Below are 25,326 nucleotides of genomic sequence, written 5' to 3' on the forward strand. Positions count from 1 at the left end.
GCTTTAATGGTTGGATTCGCAGGAATAGCTGCAAACCTTGGAGCAATACTTGCTCAAACTCCACTTGTTATAGCAGCAAGCACCTTTGGATGGAGAAATACATTCATTTATTTAGGACTGGCCATGGTAGTTTTTGCTATATTAGTAGCCATACTAGTCAGGGATGATCCTACAGATATGGGCCTTCCGGGCATGGATGAACTTGAAGGCAGACCTGCAACTGCTTCAGATATAAAAGTTAGTGAAGCCTTAAAGTCGGTTATGGCAAATAAAAAAACCTGGATTATATCATTAGTATATACTGGTTTGTATACCGGATATATTGTACTCCTGGGTACCTATGGAGTATCATATATCATGGCACTTTATGGATTATCTAAGATAGATGCCGCAAACCTTATTATATCTGCGGTTGTTGGTACTATGGTAAGCGGTCTTGTGATAGGATATATTTCAGATAAAATCAAGAAGAGAAAGATTGTTATTGTTAGCCTAAGCATAGCAACTTTAATCTGCTGGATAATATTCATATACGTTAAGCTGACGATAGCACTACTTACAGTATTTCTGTTCATAATGGGATTCGCACTGTCATGCTTTACAATTTGCTGGACAGTAGCAAACGAAGTTAATGACAGAAGATATTCAGGTATCGCAACAAGTGTAGTAAATTGCGTAGGCTATGCTGTAGCTGCTGTAATACCTGTAATTATGGGCAGAATTATTGATGCCTTCAAGGATGCTCCAGTAGTTGGATATCAAAGGGCATACCTTGTATTAATTATACTGGTGGCTGTTAGCGCCTTATTATCCTTCTTCAGCGCTGAAACAAATGCAACAAATGTTTATAAGGCTAAATAAATGATTGGAGGAATATAAATGAACATTTTTATGAAAAGAGCAAATGAGCTGAAGGAAGAGCTGGTTCAAACAAGAAGGGAGCTTCATTCTATTCCAGAAATAATGACTGAGCTTCCCTTAACTACAAAGTACGTAAAAGAAAAGCTTGTTGAAATCGGATTAGAACCAAAGGAAATAATAAAATCTGGTCTTGTTGCTACAATTGGCGGAAAGAAACCAGGTAAGACAATTCTCCTTCGTGCGGACATGGATGCCTTGGACATGAGGGAGGAGAGCGGCCTGGATTTCGCTTCCAAAACACAATATGCTCATACTTGCGGACATGATCTTCATACAACTATACTTCTTGGAGCAGCAAAAATGCTAAAGGAACGTGAGGATGAGATAGAAGGAACCGTCAAGCTGATGTTTCAGCCTGGAGAAGAATACTTTATAGGTGCAAAGGCCATGATAGATGCCGGTGTCCTTGAAAATCCAAAGGTGGATGCAGCCCTTGGAATGCATGTTATGTTGAACGGTCCGGTTGGCAGCATTGGCTATCAGCATGGCTATACTTTATCCTCAGTTGATGGTTTTAAAATAACAATAAAGGGGAAAGGCTGTCACGGAGCTATGCCTGAGAAAGGAATTGATCCTATTAATGTAGGCGTACATATTTATCTTGCACTTCAGGAGCTAATTTCTAGAGAAGTATCAGCATTTGATAATGCAATAATTACACTTGGCCAGTTTGCAGCTGGTACTGTAGCTAATATAATTCCTGATACTTGTGTTCTTCAGGGAACAATGAGAACCTACGGTAAGGAACTTCGGGAATATTTGCTCAACAGAATGCAGGAGGTTATAGACCTAACTTGTAAAACATATAGAGCATCCTTCGAATATGAGGTGCTATCAGATGTTCCATCCCTTTATACAAATCCGGAACTTCTTGATGAGATGCTTGGTTATATAGATGAAATGGGAGAGGATTTTACCTTAATAAAGGATTCCAGGGCCACTCCAACCGATGACTTTGCTTTCATTAGTGAAAGAATTCCTTCAGCCCACTTTCAGTTCAATTGTAAAGTCCAGGACGAGAGGGGAGCATTCCCACAGCATCATCCTAAGGTAGTCTTTGATGAAAATGTACTCCCTATAGGTGCTGCAGTTAATGCTCAGTGTGCATTTAACTGGTTGAAAAACAATAAATAGTTGTATAAGTGGAAGCTGTATATGGCTTCCATCTTATTGTAGATTTAGAAGTAATCAAACACTTTGGAGAAGTAATAAGGATAGGAGGATTAATCTTTATGGATACTGACAGGGTACTCCGACTAGCTCTTTTGGCAGGAGAAATTCTGATGCAAAGCGGGTCGGAAATATATAGAGCAGAAGATACAGCAAGAATAATCTCCAAAAGCTACGGAGTTAATGCAGAATGCTTTTTCATGCCAACAGGAATATTTATATCAGGCTACGGCGAAGATAAAAAAGCAATTTCATTAATGAAGAGAATTACAAACCGTACTGTAGATCTTCACAGAATTGAAATGATCAATTCATTTTCTAGAAAGATCAATAAGGAGAGCATTTCAATTGAAGAAGCAGAAAGGGAGTTGCACAGAATAAGCGAGTATCCATATCGCAACTTATCATCAATGCTTATTGCTGCAGCCTTTACAGCGTCTGTGTATTCACTGCTGTTTAAAGGAACAATCATAGATGCACTGATAGCTGCTCCCATAAGCGCTGTCATATATCTTGCAAACTCCGGAATATCAAAGATTGGATTCTTTCAATTTTTTTCTCTTTTTGTGTCAGGAGTTATTGCAGGAGCATTAGCTATTTTTGCAAAAGAAGTATATCCTCTGGTTAATATAGATAAAGTCATTGCAGGGTCTATTATGATATTGGTTCCAGGGATTGCAATTACAAGCGCCATTAAGGATGCCCTGAAGGGTGATTTGGTTTCCAGTGTTGCCAGGATAGGAGAAGCTTTGCTGGTTGTAGTTGCAGTAGGAGTAGGATTAGGACTTATGATTATAATAGGATTGCACTAGGGTTGATAATATGAGGTGGTTTCATGAAAGAGTTATTATTGGCATTTTTCGGAAGTTTTTTTCCGGCAATATTGTTTAACACAGAGAAAAAAATTTTGGGGTGGGCTGGAGTTTCAGGATTAGTAGGATGGACAATATATAAAGCCCTCACCTATCTAACAGGCATGCCTGTACTTGCAACTTTTTTTGGTGCGGCTGCTATAGGATTTTATAGTGAAATGATGGCAAGAAGATTAAAAACTCCGGCATCTGTTCTTTCAATCTCCGGCATGTATCCATTAGTTCCGGGGATAACCGCTTATCTTGTAGTAGAAAATATTGTAACAGGAAATCTTTCAACTGCCTTGAACAAAGGTATTGAAACACTTTCATATGCAGGAGCTATAGCTTTTGGTATTATGTTTGTAACGGCATCCATACAGTTCCAGGCAAAATATAAAGAATTTTTTAGAAGAAAGAAAAAAAACACTTACAAACTGTAAAATGTAATTGGACTGTCTGTGAAAAGATAGAATTTCACATGGCAGTCCTTTATATTAGCATGGGAAATAAATTAAAGCCTATATTAATAAAATCTTAAGGTTTTCATAAGAAAATTATCATGGAATTAATTTTAGTTTTGAATTACTATAATAATGATTGCTTTATCAGGAAGAAGGGATAGAACTTATGAGTACCAATATTTTGATTGTAGATGATGAGCAGTCCATAGCGGACCTGATTGAAGTTTATTTAAAAAATGAAGGTTTTGAAATATACAAATTTTATAACGGTAAGGATGCCCTTAACTGTATTGAAAATGAAAAGCTAGACCTTGCCATTTTAGATGTCATGCTTCCCGATGCAGATGGTTTCTCAATCTGTCAGCAAATCCGGGAAAAGCATAATTTTCCCATTATCATGCTGACAGCCAAGGATGAAGAAATCGATAAGATTACCGGTCTGACATTAGGTGCAGACGACTATATCACCAAGCCATTCCGTCCATTGGAGCTCGTTGCTCGTGTTAAAGCACAGCTGCGAAGATTTACCAGATACAATTCTTCTAACCCATTACGAGAGGAAAAGTTTATCGCATTTGCGGGTTTAGTTTTAAACAAGGACACTTATGAATGCACATTGAACGAAAGGCCTCTATCTTTAACTCCCACGGAGTTTTCCATTCTATGGGTGTTGGCTTCTAACCGGGGACGGGTGGTTACTTCAGAAGAATTGTTTCATGAGGTATGGGGAGATAAGTATTTCACCAACAGCAATAATACAGTAATGGTTCATATACGGCACTTAAGAGAAAAAATGCACGATAACGCTGAACACCCCAAATATATAAAAACTGTATGGGGGGTTGGCTATAAAATTGAAAAGTAAAAGAAAAAATGATTATTCCAAATTAAAAAGAAAAGTATTTTTTCAAATGCTTCTTATTGTTTTTGCCACGGCTGCTACTGTTTTATCCTTACGTTTTGTAATTCAAAAAAACTTCAGTTTTGGAGATACCATAGTCCACATGCTAATGAATATATTTCATATACCTAAAAGACAAGCCTTAACGATTACTCATCTTCTATTTCTTAATAACATAGAAGCTATTACACTTATTGTTATCTTTATGTTCTTAGTTGTTATGCTTAAATTTTCTATTTCTTGGTTCACAAGATATTTTGATGAAATCAGCACTGGAATGGATAAACTTACGGAAGAATCCGATGATGAAATTACATTATCGCCGGAATTGGATTTTATGGAGAAAAAGCTTAATCAAATAAAAAGCAATTTGGAGAAGCAAAAAAAAGCTGCACTTGATGCAGAACAGCGGAAAAATGATTTGGTAGTTTACTTGGCTCATGATTTAAAGACACCTTTGACCTCTGTTATAGGATATTTGAGTCTTCTGGATGAAGCTCCTGACATGCCTCCTGAGCAGAAGGCAAAATATGTCGGTATTACCTTGGAAAAAGCTTATCGATTAGAACAGCTTATAAATGAGTTCTTTGAGATCACAAGGTTTAATCTTCAAACTATAGTTTTGAACAAAGAAAAAATAAATTTGCTTTTCATGCTCCAGCAGATGGCGGATGAATTCTATCCTATATTGACTCCACAACGTAAGCAGGTGTCAATCAATGTGCCTGACGGACTTACTCTGTGGGGAGATGCAGACAAGCTAGCCCGTGTTTTCAATAACATTTTAAAAAATGCGATAGCCTATAGCTATGAAAATAGCGTCATTGAAATTTCTGCTAAACTGCAGGACAATAATATTGTTATAACTTTTACAAATCAGGGAAATCCAATCCCTCAGGCAAAGCTTGAAACTATTTTTGAGAAATTTTACCGGTTAGATTCTGCACGTTCCACAAACACTGGGGGAGCAGGGCTGGGTTTAGCTATCGCCAAAGAAATTGTCAACGCTCACGATGGAACAATCTCTGTGGATAGCAACTCAGAAAATACTACATTTACCGTAAAGCTTCCGTTATAAGAAAATCTTAAGAAGTTTATAAGATAGAATTAAAACATAGCTCCTTATTTTATGATTCAATAATATCATCACAGAGTAAGGAGCTGTTTTATTATGGTGCGAAAAATAAAAAAGAAAAAGTCAGGAATACGCATATTTGTATTAGTTCTTTTGATGGTTGTATTTGCTGCTTTTGCTTACAGATCCATCATTACTCCAGGAAACCATCAAATATCTGAGAAGGAATATGAAGATGAAACCTCGCTAAATTCATATATAAAGATAATTCCCGATTCTTCTGGCGATAGAATGACAACTGTTCCTCCGTCGAAGATAGAAACTGATCACTCTGTTTCCATATCTTTATCTTCTAACAAACTGAACAGTACTAATGCGATTCTGATTCGTCTAAAAGATAATACCATCCTGATGCAAAAAAATAGCGAAGAAAAAATCTATCCCGCTTCTATGACTAAAATCATGACAGCAATTATTGCGATAGAAAATTTACCTGATCTTAACGAAGAAATAGAACTTACCCATTATACTTTTAACGGTCTATACAGCGCAGATGCATCTATGGCAGGTTTCAAACCAGGTGAGAGGGTTAGGGCAATCGATCTGTTATATGGAGTAATGCTGCCGAGTGGTGCAGAGTGCTGTATTGCACTTGCTGATCACATAGCGGGCTCAGAGCAGAATTTTGTAAAATTAATGAATCAAAAGGCAGTTGTTCTCGGCATGGGCAACACCCATTTTGAAAATACCACTGGACTTCATGATGAAAACCACTACACAACAGTTAAAGATCTTTCTATTCTTCTTATCTATGCTTTGCAAAAAGATACTTTCCGGGATATTTTTACATCGTCTCGTCATTCCACACAACCTACGAATAAGCACCCTGGCGGGATAACCTTTTACAGTACCATGTTTGAAGCACTTGGAGATCAAGACATTATTGGAGGTGAGATTCTAGGAGGAAAAACTGGATATACCGATGAAGCTGGTCTATGTCTCGCCAGTATTGCCAAAGTGGGTAATCAAGAATATATTTTGGTTACTGCTGGTGCAAAAGGAAGTCAATATTCGGAACAGTTTAATATTACCGATGCATTAGCCGTATACAACAGCATAAGAAAATAATAAGTTTTTAATAAGAATTTATTAAGTTTCTGATAAGTTAAATTTCCAACATCACCTGCCTGATTTCGATAAGATGAAAAGGAGTTACCCATATTAAAATTAGGAGGGCAAATAATGGCTATTTTAGAAGTCAAAGACTTGATAAAGACATATGGCAAAGGCAACACAACCGTTACAGCTTTAGGCGGCGTGAGTTTCAGTGTGGATAAAGGAGAATTTGTAGCCATCGTAGGCGCATCCGGTTCAGGCAAATCAACGCTTATGCACTTAATCGGAGGCGTTGACCGCCCAACGTCGGGAAGTGTCATAATTGATGGCAAGGAAATTTTTAAGCAAAACGAAAGCGCACTTGCGATTTTTCGCCGCCGTAATATAGGGCTTATTTATCAGTTCTATAATCTCATTCCGACACTTACGGCGGAAGAAAACATCATGTTGCCGTGTCTTTTAGACAATCGAAAGCCGGACGACAATAAATTGAGGATAATACTTGAAACGATCGGGCTGACTGACAGGGCAAAACACTTACCGAGCGAGCTTTCAGGTGGACAGCAGCAGCGCGTGTCTGTCGGCAGGGCGCTAATCAACGATCCCGTGCTCATTCTCGCGGATGAACCCACGGGAAACCTTGATAGTAAATCAAGCAGAGAGATTATTGACCTTTTGAAACTTTCTAATAAGCGATACAATCAAACATTACTTGTTATCACCCATGACGAAAAAATAGCAATTCAAGCCGATCGGGTCATTACCGTCAGCGATGGACAAATCATCGGGGATGAGGTGGTGCGCAGATGAAGCTAACAGCAGGATTGGCATACAGCCAATTAAAAACAAACCGAAGTCGCACCTTTTTGACCCTTATCGGAATAGTGCTGTCTACGGCAATGATAACTGCTGTTTTTGGTTTTGCCGCCAGTGCCCACATTATGTTTAAGGGGCTATTGGGCGAAAGCAATTATTATACCTCTATGTATAATGAAATGCTTTTGGGTTTAGGCGCTGTATTCGGTTCCATCATCATTGCCGCATCGGTTATTGTCGTGTCTAACGCTTTCCGCATAAGCGCGGGAGAGCGTATCAAGCAATTCGGTATTCTAAAAAGCGTCGGCGCTACAAAAGGCCAGATAGCCGATATTATCATGCATGAAGGCTTATTACTTGCAATAGTCGGTATTCCCATAGGTATAGCGTTAGGATTGCTCGTTAATTTTATCGGTATACAAATCATGAATGATCTTCTCGCTGCAGCGAATAAGAGGAATACCTTTCAAATCAACTTTGATTTCATTATTGCATGGCAGGCGATAATAATTTCCATAATACTATCATTTATGACTGTGTGGATGTCGGCATGGATTCCAGCCCGCAAGGCTGCAAATATGTCCGCAATTGACGCCATACGAGGAATAGGTGAGGTTAAAATTAGAGCAAAAAATGTCCGTGGCGGAAGGCTCATTGGAAAGCTGTTTGGTTTTGAGGGTACGCTTGCTTATAAGTCTCTGAAACGAAGCAGTCGAAATTTCCGGGCAACAGTTGTGTCGCTCACCGTGAGCGTAATACTGTTGATTGTCGCTGGATATTTCGGCGTGCAATATAAAGAAACCACACGGTTGTATTATCCAGCTGTAGGAAACGCAAATTTAGCATGTACATTTCTGTGCCCGGAAGAAACCAAACTTGATTACGGCAGGAGTGAAAAAACAGAGCATGAGTATACTACGTTAAACAGTGTACTTGCGGACGAAATAACCCGAAAATTACGTGAGTACCCAAATACCACCGTGTTCGGCATGGGAGATGATGTGGTGGAAGGCGGTTATAATTCATATAAAACAGTCATTTCGGAGGAAATGCTGTCATCCAAGATGATAGAGTTTTTCAACTCTAACGGATATGCCCCTACCAGAGACGGATATTTGCTACCAATTACCTTATGCATCACGGATGCTGAGAATTATAGAAAGTTGTGTAAACGTGCGGGTGTTCCCCTTGGCTCAAACATCCTTGTAAATTATGCTCGAATACCCGGTGACGATGGTGTTGGAAAATCTGTATTTGCACCATATGTATTCACCCCCAAAGCTTTATACTTAACAAATCAATATGATAATTCCATAGTTGAATTGCCTTTAGGTGGTGAACTTGATATCCGCCATGTACCCAATGAGATTGCAGCTACTTATGTAGGTAATGTTATGGTTATTGTTCCCCAGCTTGACGCAACGCGCTACACATGGTTTGTTAATGCAACCGATAAGAGAGGTTTTACTGACTATGCAAAAAAGATATTGCGTGAATCAATTGTATTTGAAGGAAGCTCGGAATATATAGAAGTAAAAAATAATGAAGAAGTACCTTTTGCAATGCGTGATATAACCCGTTTGATTATGGTGTTTATATATGGCTTCATTACAATGCTGACACTGATTGGGCTGACTAATGTAATCAGTACCATATCCACCAATGTACGCTCCCGTGGCCGTGAGTTCGCAGCTTTGCGCTGCGTTGGCATGACACCGGCAGGACTAAGGCGTATGTTAAATCTTGAAAGTATACTATGTTCGGCTAAATCCCTTATTATCGGAGTACCCCTTGGTATACTAGGGTCCTACTTACTTTATCGCGCTTTTTCGTCACCCGTAGAATTAGATTACGCGATACCATGGTTGCCTATAGTTCAATGCACGCTCGGTGTGATTGCCATAACATGGTTCACAATGCGGTATTCAATGTCACAGCTACGTCATGATAATATCGTTGAAACCATACGTTCAGAACACAGGTTATAAAAAAAGCGGTTAGAAATATGAAGCACACAACCGTCAAGGGAAATCAACCTTGACGGTTTTTAATATATATATTTACAAATTGTAAGCTTTTTAGTATACTAATTATATACCCCGTAGGGGTATAAATTTATGCAATTATTTATTTGAATTATTCACTTTCAAGGAGGCTCTTATGGAAAAATCGAACAACTATTATATTAAAACAAATCGTGCTTTTAGTCATATTAGAAAATATGGATGGATAATAACAGTATTGATAGCTATAGGTGGCCAATGGGAACCAAAACTAGGTTTAACTGTTGTTCTTATTATGGCTGGATTAACAATCACAGCATTTTTTAATGGGAGATATTGGTGTGGAAACTTTTGTCCCCATGGAAGCCTGTTTGATACGATTATACTACCTGTAACCAGGAATAAAAAAATACCTGACTTATTTAAATCTAAGGTGATGATAATTGGATTCTTTGCAATCTTCATGGTGAACTTTATGAGGAGAATACTTAGCGTATCTCGATATTGGGGGACTTATGATTTCTTTGATAAACTAGGTTACCTTTTTTCCAGTACCTATTTGATAGTATTGATTGTAGGCGGTATACTAGCAACACTTATAAATCCACGAACCTGGTGCCAATTTTGTCCTATGGGAACATTGCAGAAATTAGCATATAAACTAGGAAAGGCTATTGGTATTACTAAAAAGACTGAGAAGAAGATTACAATATCAAGCCAGGAAAAATGTTATAAATGTGGTAAGTGTGCTAAAGTTTGTCCTTTTCAACTGGCACCTTATCTGGAGTTTTCTAATGAAAATAAGTTTGATAATATAAATTGCATAAAATGTTCTACTTGTGTAGCGAATTGTCCTGCGGGAATTCTATCTCTTAAGAATGGTAATGAAACAGAAAAGGTATCATAGCAGTAAAAAATAGGATGTCAGATTAATAGTTTACAATATAATTTTTTATTAAAGGAATTGCCTGTATATTGTAGAAATATAAGTAATAAATTGTATATCCAGCAAGAAAGGGGATATATATGAATAATGATGGACAATTCATCAACCAAATAGAATGCTCGGTTAATGGAAAAGAATCCGAGAAATTATTTTCAATTTCATTGGATGTTTTTGACGATGCAATTATAGGTTTGACGAAGGATTTTGAAGTATATTTATGGAGTAAAGGAGCAAAAGAGAAATTTGGATTTAGTGAAGAAGAGATAATTGGCAAGAATGTAAGCATCCTTATACCTGAGGATAAATTAGCCGAATCAGCAAATGAGAGGGAAGCTGTTAAACGAGGAAAAGTGATTGAGAACTTTGAAACTGTTAGAGTTTCTAAAGAAGGAAAAAATATAGAAGTATCAATATCCATATCTCCTATATATGATTCAGATAAAGAGTTTATTGGCGCAATAGCTATCTATAAAGATATATCTGATAAGATAAGACTTGAAAAGAAATTAGCTGAATATGAAAAAATAGCAAGGCTCGCTCTTGAAGGTGGTCAATTTGGAATCTGGGATATGAATTTGATAACAGATGAAATTTATCATTATAACAATTGGAAAAGGATTCTTGGATATGAAGAGCAGGAAATAAGTGATTCATGTGATTCGTGGAAAAAATTGATTCATCATGAGGACTTACCTTATGTATTAGAAAAATTCCATAAGCAATTTGAGGGTGAAGATTATATAGTTGAATATCGTATTAAGTGCAAAACAGGTCAATATAAATGGTTGAGGACAAAGGGAAGGGTAGTCCAATGGTCAGAAGATGGAAAACCAATGCGAATGATAGGAACAAACGAAGATATTACAGACAGAAAATTAATTGAGCAGGAGTTAAAAGAAAAATGTAAACAATTAGAGCAGCTAAAGAAAGAAGCGGAAGCTGCAAATAAAGCAAAATCTAATTTTTTGGCAAACATGAGCCATGAGATAAGGACTCCGATAAATGGTATTATTGGTATGCTGCAACTATTAGAATTGACTTTACTAAATGAAGAGCAAAGAAGATATGTCAACAGAATGAAAGAGTCTACAGATTTATTAGTAGCTATAATAAACGATATACTTGATATTTCAAAAATTGAAGCGGGCAAGCTCAAAATAGAGAATAAGCCTTATGATTTGTTCATAACAATAAACACTATTTACAATAACCTGTTGTTGCAAGGCAGTTCAAAAGGATTAGAGATAGGTTTTTATTTTGACCCAAAGATTCAAACGAAAGTCATAGGCGATGAAATGAGACTAAAACAGATACTTACCAACTTGACTAACAATGCAGTTAAGTATACTGATGAGGGTTATATTACTTTGCGGGCAGAGCTGATATGCAGCGATAGCAGTTTTCAAAAAGTAAGGTTTGCAGTCATAGATTCTGGTATTGGCGTAGATGGCGAGTTAAAAGATAAGATATTTGATAATTTTGAACAGGGAGATTTATCAAATGAAAAAAAGTATATGGGTGTTGGTTTAGGTTTATCCATAGCAAAAAGGCTGGCTGAGGAAATGGGTGGAACCATAAGTTATGAAAGCGAAGTAGGGGTAGGAAGCTCATTTTACTTTATTTGTAAATGAAACTGTCAGCTGAGGTTAATAATCAAGATCTCCAGTGTTTTGGCAGCAATAGCATAGATAGAAAAGCTGATAATTTTAATAACAGAAAAACCATACTATATATCGATGACAACCTTATTGATCATGAGGTTATGCAGGGGATACTAAGTCGTAAGGGATATGATTTGATTTCGGCGTACAATGGTAAAGAAGCACTTGAAGTGCTAAGAAGCCATAACATAGATCTGATTCTTATGGATATACAAATGCAGGGGATGAATGGATATAAGATTACTGAGATGATTCGAAAAGAATTTGATAAAAAACATATGCCTATTATAGCTGTTACTGCCTATGCTATGAGAGAAGATAGAGATAAATGTATTCAAGCAGGAATGGATGATTATATAGCAAAGCCCTATGATATTAACTATTTGTATAGCATATTGGAAAAGAGACTAGGGATAAAATGAAAAGCTTCCAATGGGAGCTTTTCTTATTTTGTCATACTTATACATTTACCTTATCCAAATGCCAAGAAAGCAAATCAATATTGAACTAATAATATGCAAAAAATGTATAAAATATGTATATCAAAGGATATTGTGTCAAATAAAGGATAGTAGTATAATTAACCTAACAAACATTCGGTAGGTAAAAATGATAGGGGGGATGAGAAATGTCAAATAAAACAAATGATATGATACGCTATGTGGCGTTTAGATTGTTTGTCGAAGTAGGTTATGAAGCGACAAATATAAGGGATATCTGTGAAGAAGTAGACATAAAGCCATCTTCCTTATATTTTTATTACAAGTCTAAAGAGGATTTATTTTTCAGTATATATGATGAAGTCTGGGAGGATAAGATAAATGTCTTAAACAATGTTGTAGAACTTAAACATAATATATCGCCAAGTATGAAGTTATATTTTCTCTATAAAAGATTAATGGAATATTACTCGGAAAATATTATAAAGATGAAATTTTTACTCAGATATCACCTTTTTCCTCCGGAAGATGTTGCAGCCACTATTAGAGATAAGTATAGAGAATGGTCAAATAAAGAAGATAGAGTAATAGAAGAGATTATTATACAATGCATAGAAAGGAACATTTTACCATACGATAGGGACTTAAAAGATTATGTCCATGAGTATAAGACATTTGAAAGAGGACAATTGATTGAAATAATCATTAGCAATATTAGAAAGGAAGATAGAGAAATTGATAATTCATGGTTAAGGTTCTGGAACTGTAGTATGTCTAATTCCGTGTGAGGGGGTTATGACATGATGAAAGAGCCTATAGATGATAATGATATGAGCAGTGATATAAAATCTGAGATTGAAAAAACCAGACAAGCATTACATGACATTATAGAAAGTAGATATTCAAATGGTTTTGACGATGAAATAGTGGAGTTGAGTCAATATATGGATACACTTCTGGTAAAATATATGAAGAATAAAGGGGTATAGAAATATGAAGAGTATAAAAACAAAACTCATAGTATACTTTTCAATTTTGATGATGTTATCATCAATAATTTTAGGTATCTTTTCTATTCAAAGAGCCAGTGAATCTCTTACCGTTGAGGCAGAAAAAGCACTAAGGGCTTTGGCATTTGAAGCAGCAAGGTTAACAGAGAGCAGAATTGATACACAAGAAAAGACACTGGAAATGATAGCAATGAGAGAAGATATTCAAACTATGGATTGGGAAATCCAGCAGCCTATACTAAAGCAGCAATTAGAAAAATCAAATTTTCTTGATATTGGAGTAATTCAGCTTGATGGAACCGCATATTTCACAGACGGCTCAATCAGTAATTTAGCGGATAGGGCTCATGTTATTAAAGCTTTAAACGGAGAGGTAAATGTGTCAGATATGCTGATTAGTCGGGTAACAAATGAAATTGTCTTTATGTACGCCGCTCCTATAGAAAGAGAAGGCAAAGTAGTCGGAGCATTAGTAGGCCGCCGTGCAGGAGAAGCATTATCGGATATTATTAAAGATGCAGGCTACGGTGAGAGCGGTTATGCATATATGATTAACAATTCCGGAACAATAGTAGCCCATCCAGATAAAGAAAGGGTACTAAGTCAATGGAATCCTATTGAGGAAGCAAAAAACGACAATTCACTAGCTTCTGTAGCCAATCTCTTTGATAAGATCTTGAAAGAAAGAACAGGAATAAGTGATTATAGTTTTCAAGGGAAAGAATTATATGTCGGATATACACCTGTAAACGGTTCCAATTGGATTATGGTAATAACTGCTGATAAAAATGAAGTGCTGCATGAAGTGGGACAACTCCAAAAGGGTATTTTAATATTTGTTGCTGCTGTTTTGTTATTCAGTATGATTCTAGTATACATAATCGGCAACTCCATAACAAAACCTATAATTTTAACAGTTAAGCATTCGGAAAAAATTGCTGCTCTAGATATTACACAGGATGTTCCAAAAGCTCTTACCAGAAAGAAAGATGAGATTGGTGCTATGGCAAGAGGTATGCAGACAGTAACTGACAATCTCAGAGAAATAATTAGGCAAATAAGTGATTCATCACAACAAGTATCTGCTTCCTCAGAACAGTTGACAGCCACATCTCACCAATCAGCCACGGTGGCAGAAGAAATTGCAAAGACTATCGAGGACATATCCAGGAGTGCCTCAGATCAGGCAGTTAATACGGAGGAAGGAGCTAATAAAGCTTTTTCATTAGGTAAGTGTATTGAAAAAGACCAGGATTATATGAATGAACTGAACAATGCTTCAAAAAAAGTTGTGGAGGTTGTTAATGAAGCTTTAGAAGAAATTGAATATATATCTAATATGGCAGAAGAAAATGATGAAGCAGTAAAGGAAATAAACAATGTTATACTAAAAACCAATGATAGTTCCAATAGAATAGGTGAAGCCAGTAATGTAATATCCAATATAGCAGAACAGACTAACCTGTTGGCATTGAATGCAGCTATAGAAGCAGCAAGGGCAGGAGATGCGGGAAGAGGTTTTTCAGTAGTAGCAGAGGAAATAAGAAAACTGGCAGAGCAATCATCGGAGTCAACCAAATTGATTAATGAAATAGTTAATGAGCTTCAAAGCAATTCCCAGTCTGCTGTATTGACGATGAAAAGGGTTGCTGATATATCCAACAAGCAGAATAGTGGTATAATTAATGGTAGAGATAAATACAGGTTGATTGCAGAGGCAATGGACGAAGCGATGAGTTATGTAGAAAAACTTAATGCTTCCGGACAAGAAATGGAGGATATGAAAAACCAGATACTTAATTCTCTGCAAAATCTTTCAGCTATTGCAGAAGAAAACTCTGCTTCTACCGAAGAGATAACTGCAACTTTGGAGGAGCAAACTGCATCTATTGAAGAAATATCAAATGCCAGTGAAAGTTTATCGAATCTGGCACAGAGTCTGCAATCAATAATTATGCGGTTTAAAATATGAAATTAATTATTTTACTCCCATTTTATAAAGTAGACATAATATGATATAATTATCTAAGAATCTAAATAATTCTGTTCTATAGTTAGACATATATTATGTACAAGCCATCCATTCTATATTCATGGATCTACATTAGTATTATGTTTCAGCATCTATAATTATATCGAGGTAAAAGTCTATGCTAAGATGGAAGAAGATTAGTTTTATAATGTTGATGATAATTATAGCTATTGTATTTTCCTACTCAGCCCAAGAAGTCTCAACCACATTAGCCCAGCGAGATGAAGTTTTTAATGCTTCTTTCATCCAGTATTGGCATGCCAAAGATTGGGACAAGCCTAGATGGGTAAAAGAACTGCTGATGCTTAAGAAAGCAAAAGTAGAAGAGGTGATTATTCAGTCTATAGCTGATACTAAGGATAAGTTTGCCGTATATCCAACAAGCATCGAAGGATATAGATTTAATAGTATAGACATGCTATATAATGCTTTAAGTGCAGCTGATTTTGTTGGAATGAGAGTGAGAATCGGCTTAGGTTTCAGCGATGATTGGTGGTTCAAAAATGCAATGGATTTGGATTGGCTATTAAGAGAAGCCAATGACAATAAAATGATATTTAATGAGGTACTTGAGAAGTATGGAGATCATACTTCCATTGGAGGTTGGTATATACCTTATGAATTCTATCAGTTTACTGCTATAACTAAGAATTATCAGAACAACCTGAATATATTTCTAAAGGAAATAGCCAGAGAGATTAAATCCAAAAGTGACAAGGATATAATGATTTCACCTTTTTATAACTCAAATTATTCATGGGTTATGCCCCTTGCCGGATGGAGAAAGCTTGTTGAAAATGCTTTGAGAAATACGGGAATAGATATTCTTGCACTGCAGGATGGAGTAGGTGTAAGGCATAATGGTATTAAACAGCTGAATGACTTGTTTGCATACACTAAAGAAAGCACCGATAAACTGGGCATAAAGCTCTACGGAAATATCGAAACCTTTGAAACAACATCTAAGGGTAATATGCCTGCTGCTAAAGAGCGGATTTCAATTCAGATGCTTTTACAAAAACCCTATGTTGAAAGGTTCGTTGCATTCAGCTTGAATCATTATCAAAACTATGAAGAAAGAGAAGAGATTCACAATTTTATCAACTATCTCGAAGAAAGTTTATATTATTAGGAAGGCTTCGCTAGTTGTTACGTAACAAATAGGAAGCCTTTTTCATTGTATAGGAAAGTATACTTTCCTATACAATGGGGGATGCAAGGGGGAACTCCCCCTGCCGGCAAAGGAGGGTGCTCAGGATGCGAAGCTACCTTTTTCAATGTATATAAAAATTGTATAATAGTAAATAATAAGTCATGTACCAGCATTAGTTAACTGATAGAAGAGGAGATGAATTAAAATGTCAAAAGACTTCTATAGTGGGGTAAGAGATAGAAGAACCATATATGGAATAAGCAGTGAAACAACTATTCCTGATGAAAGGCTCGAAGAAATAATAAAAGAAGCTGTATTGCATGTTCCATCAGCATTTAACTCACAAAGTGCAAGGGTTGTTTTATTATTGGGTGATAAGCATCACAAGCTTTGGGACATTACAATGGAATCTTTGAGAAAAGTCGTACCTGAAGACAGATTTGCAAAAACTGAAGAGAAAATAAATTCTTTCAAGGCCGGATATGGAACCATATTGTATTTTGAAGAAATGAGCATAATCCAATCATTGCAACAGCAGTTTCCCAGATACAAGGATAACTTCCCCATATGGTCTCAACAATCTTCAGGAATGCTTCAGTACATAATCTGGACAGCATTAGAAATAGAGGGACTTGGAGTATCACTTCAACACTACAATGAACTTATAGAAGATGAGGTAAAGAAACAGTGGAATGTGCCAAATAGCTGGAAGTTAATCGCACAGATGCCCTTTGGAAAGCCAATAGCTCCAGCAGGAGAGAAAGAATTCATGCCAATAGAAGATAGATTTAAAATATATAAATAATAGGATATAAAAGGGGAAAGAGGTATTGAAATGAGGTCAACAGAGTACAAAAGCGTTAGTCTGCCAAGGCTTAACAATCTTAAACCTAATATTGAATCTACAGCCCTTAAGCTTATGGAAGAGGCAGGAGAACTGGCTCAACTCATTGGTAAATACAGAGGGCTAAATGGTGAAAAATGTACAATGGAAGAGACTGTGGTTATTAACAGGATAGCTGAAGAACTATTGGATGTTGCCCAGGTAGCTGTCTCAATGATGTATGTGCTAGAAGAGAATTACAACATTTCCATAGACGAGAAACTAAAACAGCATATTGAGAAACTTACGAAAAAAGGTTATATTAAATAGTTGTAAACCAGCATGAAAAGTATTAATATTAATATAAAATAAATAACTGACAGAGTAGATACTGCGCGTTAAGTGTTAGCGGATGGGAAGTTGCCGCTAAACGAAAGGTATATCCTGCGGTGCAGTATCGCATCCGCTGTCACATAGAGAAGCCAACTCTTCTTTAGTGTGACCTGTCAGGCTAAAGAAGGAGGAGGTTTTTTTGATTAAAGTAACCAAGAGAGTAAGCACAACTTCCCTTGCGGTTGGGGGATTGCTTGCAGGCATGAGTATAATTCTTACCAGATTTTTCGGTATCTATCTGGCAGGTGGTGCTGTGAGACTTAGCTTTGGAGAAATACCTATTTTGTTGTCAGGCATAATGTTAGGACCTGCCATTGGAGGGCTCACAGGAGCAATTGCAGACCTGGCAGGCATGATGATGTTCGGTGGTGGAGGTGGCCCTTACTTCCCGGGCTTTACAATAAGCGCCATGCTTGTGGGACTGATCCCGGGCTTAATATTTAATAAAGATAAATCTTATAGCCTGTGGAAAATTGCAGTGACTGTATTAATCACATCTTTATTAGTATCTCTGGGGCTAAGCACTTTATGGCTTACAATTCTGCTGAAAAAAGGCTTCTGGGTGCTGCTGCCTGCGAGGATAATATCAAAGTCCATAATGGCGCCTATTGAGGTAGCTGTGCTGTATCTAATACTATCAAGAGTAAGATATAAGAGATAGAATAAAAAAGCTGAGACTGCAAACCGTCTCAGCTTTTTTCACTATTATATGGTGAATTTCCCATCCTTATATATCAATTCTCCATCGGCGAATATTTCTCCACCATCCTTCATATCGCATATCATATCCCAATGGATGCTGGATATATTTTTCCCACCGCATTCTATCATGCCTGCACCTATAGCAATATGAATAGTACCACCTATTTTTTCGTCGAAGAGTATATTTTTTGTAAACCTCTGTATATCATAGTTGGTACCTATGGCAAATTCTCCAACATATCTTGAACCTTTGTCTACATCCAGCATTTGAAGCAGATAATCCTCTCCTTTTGAAGCCTTAGCATCCACTACTTTTCCATCCTTGAAGGTCAATCTTATATCTTCAACTTCTCTTCCACCGTATATAGCCGGATATGTATATCTAATATAACCGTTTATAGATTCTTCCACCGGCGAAGTGAATATCTCTCCATCGGGGAAGTTTACTCTGCCGTCACAGTTTTCCCAGGTTCTCCCCTTTGTGCTTAGCTTTAAATGGGTATCCTTTGAGATAACTTCAAACTCCGATTTTGTATTTAGTATCTCTACCAATCTTTCTTGCTCATCATGTACCTTTTTCCAATGGGCTACAGGGTCATCTGCATCTATATGCCCGGCTCCATAAACAAAATCTTCATATTCAGATAATGACATTTCAGCATCCATGGCACAACCATTGGTAGGGAATTCGGTACCACACCATCTAAGAGAGCCGTTACCTATTCTCTCCATGTAAATTTTATTATACTCCCCTAAAGCTTGAGATCTAATCTTCATTCTTGCCGGATCTATATTGGTAAGTGATTTGGTATTGTATTCACCCCATATTGAAAGAAAAGCATCGACGTTTTTAATCAAGTCAATGGAATAAGGTGCTACATAGGAAAGCTGCTCATCGCTTCCGTATTTATAAAATATTTCGTTTAAATCTTCCAGATTAGTGAATACCATAGGATGAGCGCCTGCAATAAGTGCTTCCTTATATACTTCCTTTACTAAAGGAGCACATGCAGTTTTGGACTGAATCATGAAAGTATCCCCTTTTTTCAGTCTCAGGCTATAGTTTACCAACAGTTTTGCCAGTTTGCTGATTCTTATATCTGTCAATTTAACCCCTCCTCTTTATATGTATAGTAATAATTATATCACAATGATATTTTCATGAATATTACAAACTTTATCTTTATATTTTATACTATAAGAGTTTTTGGGGGTGCTAGATTGAAACTTATCATTATTGATAGAAAAGCTTTGGTAGAAATAATAGCTATGACTATGGTACTTATTCTACTTTTCTTTTGTTCTTCACTGCTTTATACTGATGCTATGATTACAAACAGGTTGCCAATGAAAAACAAAGTAGTTATGATTGATCCTGGTCATGGTGGAATTGATCCTGGAGCAATAGGGAGAACTGGGGTATTGGAAGACAATATCAACCTGGAAATAGCACTTAAACTTAGAAAATTGATAGAACAGTCCGGTGGAGTTGGGTTGATGATACGAGAAGATGACAGTGGTCTCTACAGTGAAGGAAGAGCAAGGATAAGGGATAAAAAGAACGAAGACCTGAGAGAAAGACACAAAATGATAAACGAATCAGAGGCAGACATCCTCATCAGCATACACCTTAATTTCTTTCCCCAGTCCCAATACTATGGAGCCCAGTGCTTTTATAATAGCGGAGATGAAGAGGGGAAAAAACTGGCTGAGCTTATTCAAACCGAGTTGATAGATGTAATACAGAATAATAATACCAGAAAAGCCAAAAGCATAGATACTGTATATTTATTGAAAAATAATAAGATGCCTGGTGTTTTGGTGGAATGTGGATTCCTATCTAATTATGAAGAAGAAAGGCTCCTCCAAGATGAGAACTACCAGGAGAAATTAGCCTGGGCCATATTTATGGGTATGATGAAATATTTCGAAGGGAAAAATTGATTATTATGGATTTTAAAAATACCATAGAAAACATATGGTATTTTTAGTTATGTTAATAAAAGAAGAATATATAACCATATTTATAATTTGCAGCACAGTGATAAAATAGTATTAGATATATTTATAAGATTGATAATAATATTTTGAAAAAAATAGTATATGGGAGTTATTCCATTTATTTTGGATTTATTCATGGATTTTACAACCATATAAGCAGAAATAGGCTTATTAACAAGCAAAACGGCTTTTTCTGAGTTTGTAGTTATTTTACTATTAATGTAAAATGATTGATAATGGGTTAATCCACATGTAAATATACTTGGAGGTTATTCGATGAAAATCTTGATAATTGGAGCAGGTAAAGTTGGATACAACCTTGCTCTGGTTCTTTCGCAAGAAAACCATGATGTAACAATAATAGATAACTATTATGAAGCCTTGGCAAAAGCGGAAGAGAACTTAGATGTGCTTTGCATAAAAGGTAATGGTGTCAGCACTAATGTATTGATGGAAGCAGGCATAAAGGAAGCAGATCTGTTGATAGCTGTTACGGATAGTGATGAAGTAAATATGGTTTGCTGCCTTACTGGGAAGAAACTCGGAGCTGTAAGGACCGTTGCACGGATTAGAGACCCGGAATACGCTAGAGAGTTAACCATACTAAAGGAGCAAATTGGCCTGGATATGGTTATAAACCCTGAACATGCTGCAGCAGAAGAAATAGCCCTTAATTTGTCTTTCCCTTCTGCAATAGATGTTCTAAGCTTTGCCAAAGGCAGAGTGAAGATGATAGAATTGAAGATTACTGAGGATATGCCCTTGGTAGGCATGAAGTTAAAGAATCTCCCTAACAGAAATCTCCATCCTATACTCATTGGTGCTGTATTAAGAGATGGAAAGGCTATAGTTCCAAAGGGTGATTTCCAGATAAAAAAAGATGACTTGATATATATATTAGGGAATCCATCAGGAATAATGTATTTCCTTAAAACATGTAAAATCGTTCAAGTGAAAATAAAGAATGTTATGGTGGTAGGTGCTGGTAGAATTGCCTATTATCTGACACAGATGCTTAGCGAAATGGGTATAAGACTTAAAATAGTAGAAATAGATAGGCAAAAGTGTGAAGAGTTCGCAGAATTGCTGCCAGATACTCTCATCATTAACGGTGATGGTACAGATGAGGGATTGCTATTATCTGAAAATATAGGTGAGATGGATGCCTTCATTTCACTCACAGGTATGGATGAGGAAAACCTTATTGCAGCACTTGTAGCCAAGCAGAATGGAGCAAAAAAAGTCATAGCAAAGATTAGTAGAATGAACTATATGGCAGTCATTCAGAAACTTGGCATTGACAATGTAATATGCCCTAAGCTTACGACTACAGATCAGATTTTGAAATTTGTAAGGGGTAACTCTGTAGAAACTTTACACAGAATTCTTGAAGGGCAGGCTGAGATAATAGAATTAATAGCCAAGGGCGATAGCAAAATTATTAATATACCATTGAAAAAGCTAAAGATTTCTAAGGATGTAATAGTTGCTACTATAGTAAGGAAAAATGAGATAGTAATACCTCATGGTAATGATATGATCTATGAAGATGACAGGGTAATCATTATATCCAAGAATAGTAAGATAAGTGAACTGGACGATCTTATAGTAGAATCTTCAGGAGGTATTCAAGTTGAACTTCAGAATAATATTAAGAAGCTTGGGAGTATTATTAATATGTGAAGCAATTGCTATGTTACCCTCTATGGTGGTTTCAGGCGTATATCATGATGGAGTAATGGCTGCTTTTGCTTATACATTATTGATAATCATTTTATCAGGAATTTTACTAATCAATGTGAAGCCGGAAAGAAGAAGCATTTATGCAAGAGATGGATTTGCCATAGTAGGATTTGGATGGATTCTTATTTCTTTTTTTGGAGCATTACCTTTTTATTTGAGTGGGGCAATACCTTCAATTATAGATAGCTTTTTTGAAGCCATATCAGGATTTACAACAACAGGTGCCAGCATACTGAATGAAATTGAGAGCCTACCTGAAGGATTGCTGTTTTGGAGGAGCTTCACCCATTGGATAGGTGGTATGGGAGTTTTGGTACTAACTTTAGCTATACTGCCTTCTATAGGGGAAGGGGCATTTCAGATAATGAAGGCAGAAAGCCCGGGGCCAAGCCCCGGTAAGCTAGTTCCAAAGCTAGGCAAAACTGCTCAGATACTGTATGGCATATATTTGGCAATAACATTTGTTCAAATAGTATTGCTTGTTGCAGCTGGTATGCCCTTATTTGATTCTTGTATCCATACATTTGGCACTGTAGGTACTGGAGGATTTTCAAGCAAGAATATAAGTGTAGGTGCCTATAATAATATATATGCAGAAGTTATCATAACCATATTTATGTTGATTTCCGGAGCAAATTTTTCATTGTACTATCAGATGATGAAAGGCAATGTTAAAGCGTTGCTTAAAGATGAAGAATTCAGGTTCTATATAACTGTGGTATTTACATCTATACTATTCATAACAGTGAATTTATATAAATATTCATTATACTCATTAGGAGAGGCATTAAGACATTCTTCTTTTCAGGTAGCTTCTATAATTACTACTACAGGGTATAGTACAGTAGATTTTGATAAATGGCCTGTGTTTTCTAAGATGATATTGTTTTTCCTCATGTTCATAGGCGGATGCGCTGGGTCAACTGGTGGAGGTATAAAGAATATAAGAATATTGCTGCTTATTAAAGCTGTAAAAGCAGAATTAATGCAGATAATCCACCCCAGGGCTATTTACCATGTGAGGTTTGGTGGTAAAACAGTGGATGGGAAGGTACTATCAGGTATAAAAAGCTTCTTTTTTGCTTACTTTTTTATATTTGTAACAGCTGTTTTTTTGGTTTCTATAGACGGTTTTGATATGATAACCACTCTGTCTTCTGTAGCAGCCACTTTGAGCAATATTGGACCGGGTTTTGCTATGGTAGGACCTATGGGCAATTTCTCTCAGATGTCTGTATTGAGCAAGTTGGTATTATCATTGACCATGCTTATTGGAAGGTTGGAAATATATCCTATGCTGCTTCTTACTGTCCCAAGTTTTTGGAGAAAAGTTAATATATAAGTACTGTACCATGGCCTCTGAATGCTAATTCAGAGGCTTTTTGCATAGTTTTCAGAAAATTTATAGATAATAAAAAATAATATGGACATTTAAGAAGCCGGATTATTTACCGTCATTCTAAGGGCTATGTCCGAAAAATGAGGTGGTAAAGTACTATGCAAAAAAAACCATGGGATATTTTTATATATAAAGAAAAGCCTCAAAAGGAAAAGTTTGAACTTTTGGAGATTAAAGAAGATGACAATAATGAGCATAGCGATATTGAACATAGCAATATTGAACATAGGTCTGGAAAAGAAGCCTATATTTATTCTGATATAAAGGCAAATCTGAAGAGAATAAAGGAGGATTTCAGAATTCCTCAAAATGCCGATATCATCGTAAGAGAACTAAAAATATGCGGACACATTGATGCTTTTCTCGTTTTCATAGACGGTTTGATAGATAAGAAGATACTGAATGAAACGTTACTAAACAGTCTTATGTCAGGCACTAGAGGAATGGATTATGAAGAGGCGGATCTGATAGATGCACTAGCTGACAATATAATCAATATAGGCATTGTAAAAAAACATAATCTTTTCGATAAGATTGAAAATATGATTACAAATGGTTTTTGTGCTCTTTTTATTGATGGCTATAATAAATGCCTTCTGTTAGAACTCGTAGAATATGCAAAAAGAAGCATAGAGAAACCAGAGAATGAAAAGACCATAAGGGGTTCAAAAGAAAGTTTCATAGAGGATTTGCCTACAAACGTTTCTATGTTGAGAAGACTGTTCAGAAATAAAAATCTTATAGTGGAATATATGAAAATAGGGGCAGAGAACAATATAGGATGCGCAATAATATATGTGAATGGCATTATTAATCCAGAGATACTCAAAGAGTTGAAGAAAAGAATCAACAAAGTAAAATCAGAGTCTATCATAGGCAGTGGGATGTTGGAACAGAGGATAGAGGACAATAAATGGATGATTTTCCCTCAGATGCTGAATACGGAAAGGCCTGACAGGGCAGTTTCTTTATTAATGGAAGGTAAAGCTCTCATAATGGTAGAAGGTTCACCTTCTGTCAATGCGGTACCAATAACATTTTTCAACTTATACCATACATCTGAGGATAATAGCCTGAGATGGTATTATGGAAGCTTTATAAGCCTCATAAGATTGCTGGGAGTATTTTTGGCAGTATTTTTGCCCGGTTTTTATATTGCCCTGGTATTGTACAGCCAGGAGATGATTTCTTCTGAGTTGCTGGCATCCATAGCAGGAGCGCGAGAAGGTGTACCCTTTCCTACAATTGTAGAGCTTACACTCATGGAAGTGGCCTTTGAGCTTATAAGAGAGGCTTCATCCAGAGTTCCGGGAACCATAGGCGAGACCCTGGGTATAGTAGGCGCTTTGATATTAGGCCAAGCAGCGGTGCAGGCGGGTCTTGTAAGCCCCATACTAATAATAATAGTTGCTGCATCAGGTATTGCAAGCTTTGTAATACCCGATTACTCTCTATCATCGGCTGTTAGGATTACCAGATTCTTTTTTATATTGATGGGCTATCTGGCAGGATTTTATGGAATATCAATAGGGATGTTTGTATTCTTTGCCCTCATGAGTATAATGAAATCCTTTGGTGTACCATTCCTGGCACCTATTGCTCCTAAGCTGAGAACCAGTCCGGATATAATTTTAGTTAAACCTATAGATACGATGAAATACAGGCCTGATGAGTTAAATGCTGTTAAAAAACGAAAGAAGAAATAA

The 25,326-nt window shown here is 36.6% G+C and carries 24 protein-coding genes and 1 riboswitch; of the genes, 23 read left to right on the forward strand and 1 reads right to left on the reverse strand.

From position 1 onward, the window contains the following. From ACESM9_RS03550 to ACESM9_RS03640, 19 genes are all read left to right on the forward strand, one after another. The coding region (locus ACESM9_RS03550) for an MFS transporter (protein ID WP_372995359.1) at positions 1–861 on the forward strand (861 nt) is incomplete at its 5' end. A gap of 18 nt (positions 862–879) precedes the next feature. Further along, positions 880–2,055, forward strand: a complete 1,176-nt coding sequence (locus ACESM9_RS03555) for a M20 family metallopeptidase (protein WP_372995361.1) — start codon at positions 880–882, stop codon at positions 2,053–2,055. Positions 2,056–2,063: 8 nt separating this feature from the next. Continuing rightward, a complete protein-coding gene (locus tag ACESM9_RS03560; protein WP_372995363.1) occupies positions 2,064–2,903 on the forward strand; it encodes a threonine/serine exporter family protein in 840 nt (279 codons plus the stop codon). Positions 2,904–2,926: 23 nt separating this feature from the next. Then, positions 2,927–3,385 (forward strand): threonine/serine exporter family protein, encoded by a 459-nt coding sequence (locus ACESM9_RS03565; RefSeq protein ID WP_372995365.1) that lies wholly within the window; start codon positions 2,927–2,929, stop codon positions 3,383–3,385. A 187-nt stretch (positions 3,386–3,572) separates the two neighbouring features. Further along, complete coding sequence (gene vanR, locus ACESM9_RS03570; RefSeq protein ID WP_372995367.1) at positions 3,573–4,271, forward strand: VanR-ABDEGLN family response regulator transcription factor; 699 nt, start codon at positions 3,573–3,575, stop codon at positions 4,269–4,271. Continuing rightward, positions 4,249–5,385, forward strand: a complete 1,137-nt coding sequence (gene vanS, locus ACESM9_RS03575) for a vancomycin resistance histidine kinase VanS (protein WP_372995369.1) — start codon at positions 4,249–4,251, stop codon at positions 5,383–5,385. Before vanR ends, vanS begins: the two co-directional genes overlap by 23 nt. Positions 5,386–5,478: 93 nt before the next feature. Further along, a complete protein-coding gene (locus tag ACESM9_RS03580) occupies positions 5,479–6,510 on the forward strand; it encodes a D-alanyl-D-alanine carboxypeptidase family protein (RefSeq protein ID WP_372995371.1) in 1,032 nt (343 codons plus the stop codon). A gap of 114 nt (positions 6,511–6,624) precedes the next feature. Continuing rightward, positions 6,625–7,308 (forward strand): ABC transporter ATP-binding protein, encoded by a 684-nt coding sequence (locus tag ACESM9_RS03585; RefSeq protein ID WP_372995373.1) that lies wholly within the window; start codon positions 6,625–6,627, stop codon positions 7,306–7,308. Then, positions 7,305–9,302: an ABC transporter permease gene (locus ACESM9_RS03590; RefSeq protein WP_372995375.1), complete on the forward strand. Its 1,998-nt coding sequence runs from the start codon at positions 7,305–7,307 to the stop codon at positions 9,300–9,302. Before ACESM9_RS03585 ends, ACESM9_RS03590 begins: the two co-directional genes overlap by 4 nt. Positions 9,303–9,474: 172 nt before the next feature. Beyond that, positions 9,475–10,224 (forward strand): 4Fe-4S binding protein, encoded by a 750-nt coding sequence (locus tag ACESM9_RS03595; RefSeq protein WP_372995377.1) that lies wholly within the window; start codon positions 9,475–9,477, stop codon positions 10,222–10,224. Between the two features lie 119 nt (positions 10,225–10,343). Further along, entirely contained in the window at positions 10,344–11,894 is a 1,551-nt protein-coding gene (locus ACESM9_RS03600) for a PAS domain-containing sensor histidine kinase (protein ID WP_372995379.1), read from the forward strand. Continuing rightward, positions 11,891–12,346: a response regulator gene (locus ACESM9_RS03605; protein ID WP_372995380.1), complete on the forward strand. Its 456-nt coding sequence runs from the start codon at positions 11,891–11,893 to the stop codon at positions 12,344–12,346. The genes ACESM9_RS03600 and ACESM9_RS03605 overlap by 4 nt, the downstream gene beginning before the upstream one ends. Before the next feature lie 206 nt (positions 12,347–12,552). After that, on the forward strand, positions 12,553–13,152 hold the full coding sequence (locus ACESM9_RS03610) for a TetR/AcrR family transcriptional regulator (RefSeq protein WP_372995382.1): 600 nt from the start codon (positions 12,553–12,555) through the stop codon (positions 13,150–13,152). A gap of 12 nt (positions 13,153–13,164) precedes the next feature. After that, positions 13,165–13,353, forward strand: a complete 189-nt coding sequence (locus ACESM9_RS03615) for an aspartyl-phosphate phosphatase Spo0E family protein (protein ID WP_372995384.1) — start codon at positions 13,165–13,167, stop codon at positions 13,351–13,353. 4 nt (positions 13,354–13,357) lie between these two features. Next, complete coding sequence (locus tag ACESM9_RS03620; protein ID WP_372995386.1) at positions 13,358–15,346, forward strand: methyl-accepting chemotaxis protein; 1,989 nt, start codon at positions 13,358–13,360, stop codon at positions 15,344–15,346. A gap of 178 nt (positions 15,347–15,524) precedes the next feature. Then, a complete protein-coding gene (locus ACESM9_RS03625) occupies positions 15,525–16,538 on the forward strand; it encodes a DUF4434 domain-containing protein (RefSeq protein WP_372995388.1) in 1,014 nt (337 codons plus the stop codon). Positions 16,539–16,764: 226 nt separating this feature from the next. Then, positions 16,765–17,364, forward strand: coding sequence for a nitroreductase family protein (locus tag ACESM9_RS03630; protein ID WP_372995390.1), 600 nt, complete (start codon positions 16,765–16,767; stop codon positions 17,362–17,364). Positions 17,365–17,394: 30 nt separating this feature from the next. Beyond that, positions 17,395–17,712, forward strand: a complete 318-nt coding sequence (locus tag ACESM9_RS03635) for a MazG-like family protein (RefSeq protein WP_372995392.1) — start codon at positions 17,395–17,397, stop codon at positions 17,710–17,712. A gap of 48 nt (positions 17,713–17,760) precedes the next feature. Then, positions 17,761–17,853: riboswitch (THF riboswitch) on the forward strand. Positions 17,854–17,914: 61 nt separating this feature from the next. Then, the gene (locus tag ACESM9_RS03640) at positions 17,915–18,436 is read left to right on the forward strand and encodes a folate family ECF transporter S component (protein ID WP_372995394.1); all 522 of its coding nucleotides are present in this window, start codon (positions 17,915–17,917) and stop codon (positions 18,434–18,436) included. A 44-nt stretch (positions 18,437–18,480) separates the two neighbouring features. Here the strand turns inward: ACESM9_RS03640 and ACESM9_RS03645 are convergent, their stop codons facing one another. Continuing rightward, positions 18,481–19,584 (reverse strand): aminopeptidase, encoded by a 1,104-nt coding sequence (locus ACESM9_RS03645; RefSeq protein ID WP_372995396.1) that lies wholly within the window; start codon positions 19,582–19,584, stop codon positions 18,481–18,483. Positions 19,585–19,698: 114 nt separating this feature from the next. Here ACESM9_RS03645 and cwlD point away from each other — a divergent pair, with 114 nt between their 5' ends. The 4 genes from cwlD to ACESM9_RS03665 all read left to right on the forward strand — a co-directional run bounded on the left by cwlD (position 19,699) and on the right by ACESM9_RS03665 (position 25,326). After that, the gene (cwlD, locus tag ACESM9_RS03650) at positions 19,699–20,421 is read left to right on the forward strand and encodes an N-acetylmuramoyl-L-alanine amidase CwlD (protein ID WP_372995398.1); all 723 of its coding nucleotides are present in this window, start codon (positions 19,699–19,701) and stop codon (positions 20,419–20,421) included. 333 nt (positions 20,422–20,754) lie between these two features. Continuing rightward, positions 20,755–22,161, forward strand: coding sequence for a Trk system potassium transporter TrkA (gene trkA, locus ACESM9_RS03655; protein ID WP_372995400.1), 1,407 nt, complete (start codon positions 20,755–20,757; stop codon positions 22,159–22,161). Next, positions 22,112–23,563 carry a TrkH family potassium uptake protein gene (locus tag ACESM9_RS03660; protein ID WP_372995402.1) on the forward strand — a complete coding sequence of 484 codons (1,452 nt, stop codon included), beginning with the start codon at positions 22,112–22,114 and terminating at the stop codon, positions 23,561–23,563. The genes trkA and ACESM9_RS03660 overlap by 50 nt, the downstream gene beginning before the upstream one ends. 155 nt (positions 23,564–23,718) lie before the next feature. After that, on the forward strand, positions 23,719–25,326 hold the full coding sequence (locus ACESM9_RS03665) for a spore germination protein (RefSeq protein WP_372995404.1): 1,608 nt from the start codon (positions 23,719–23,721) through the stop codon (positions 25,324–25,326).

The organism is Lutispora sp. (assembly GCF_041687175.1).
Classification (GTDB): Bacteria; Bacillota; Clostridia; order Lutisporales; family Lutisporaceae; genus Lutispora.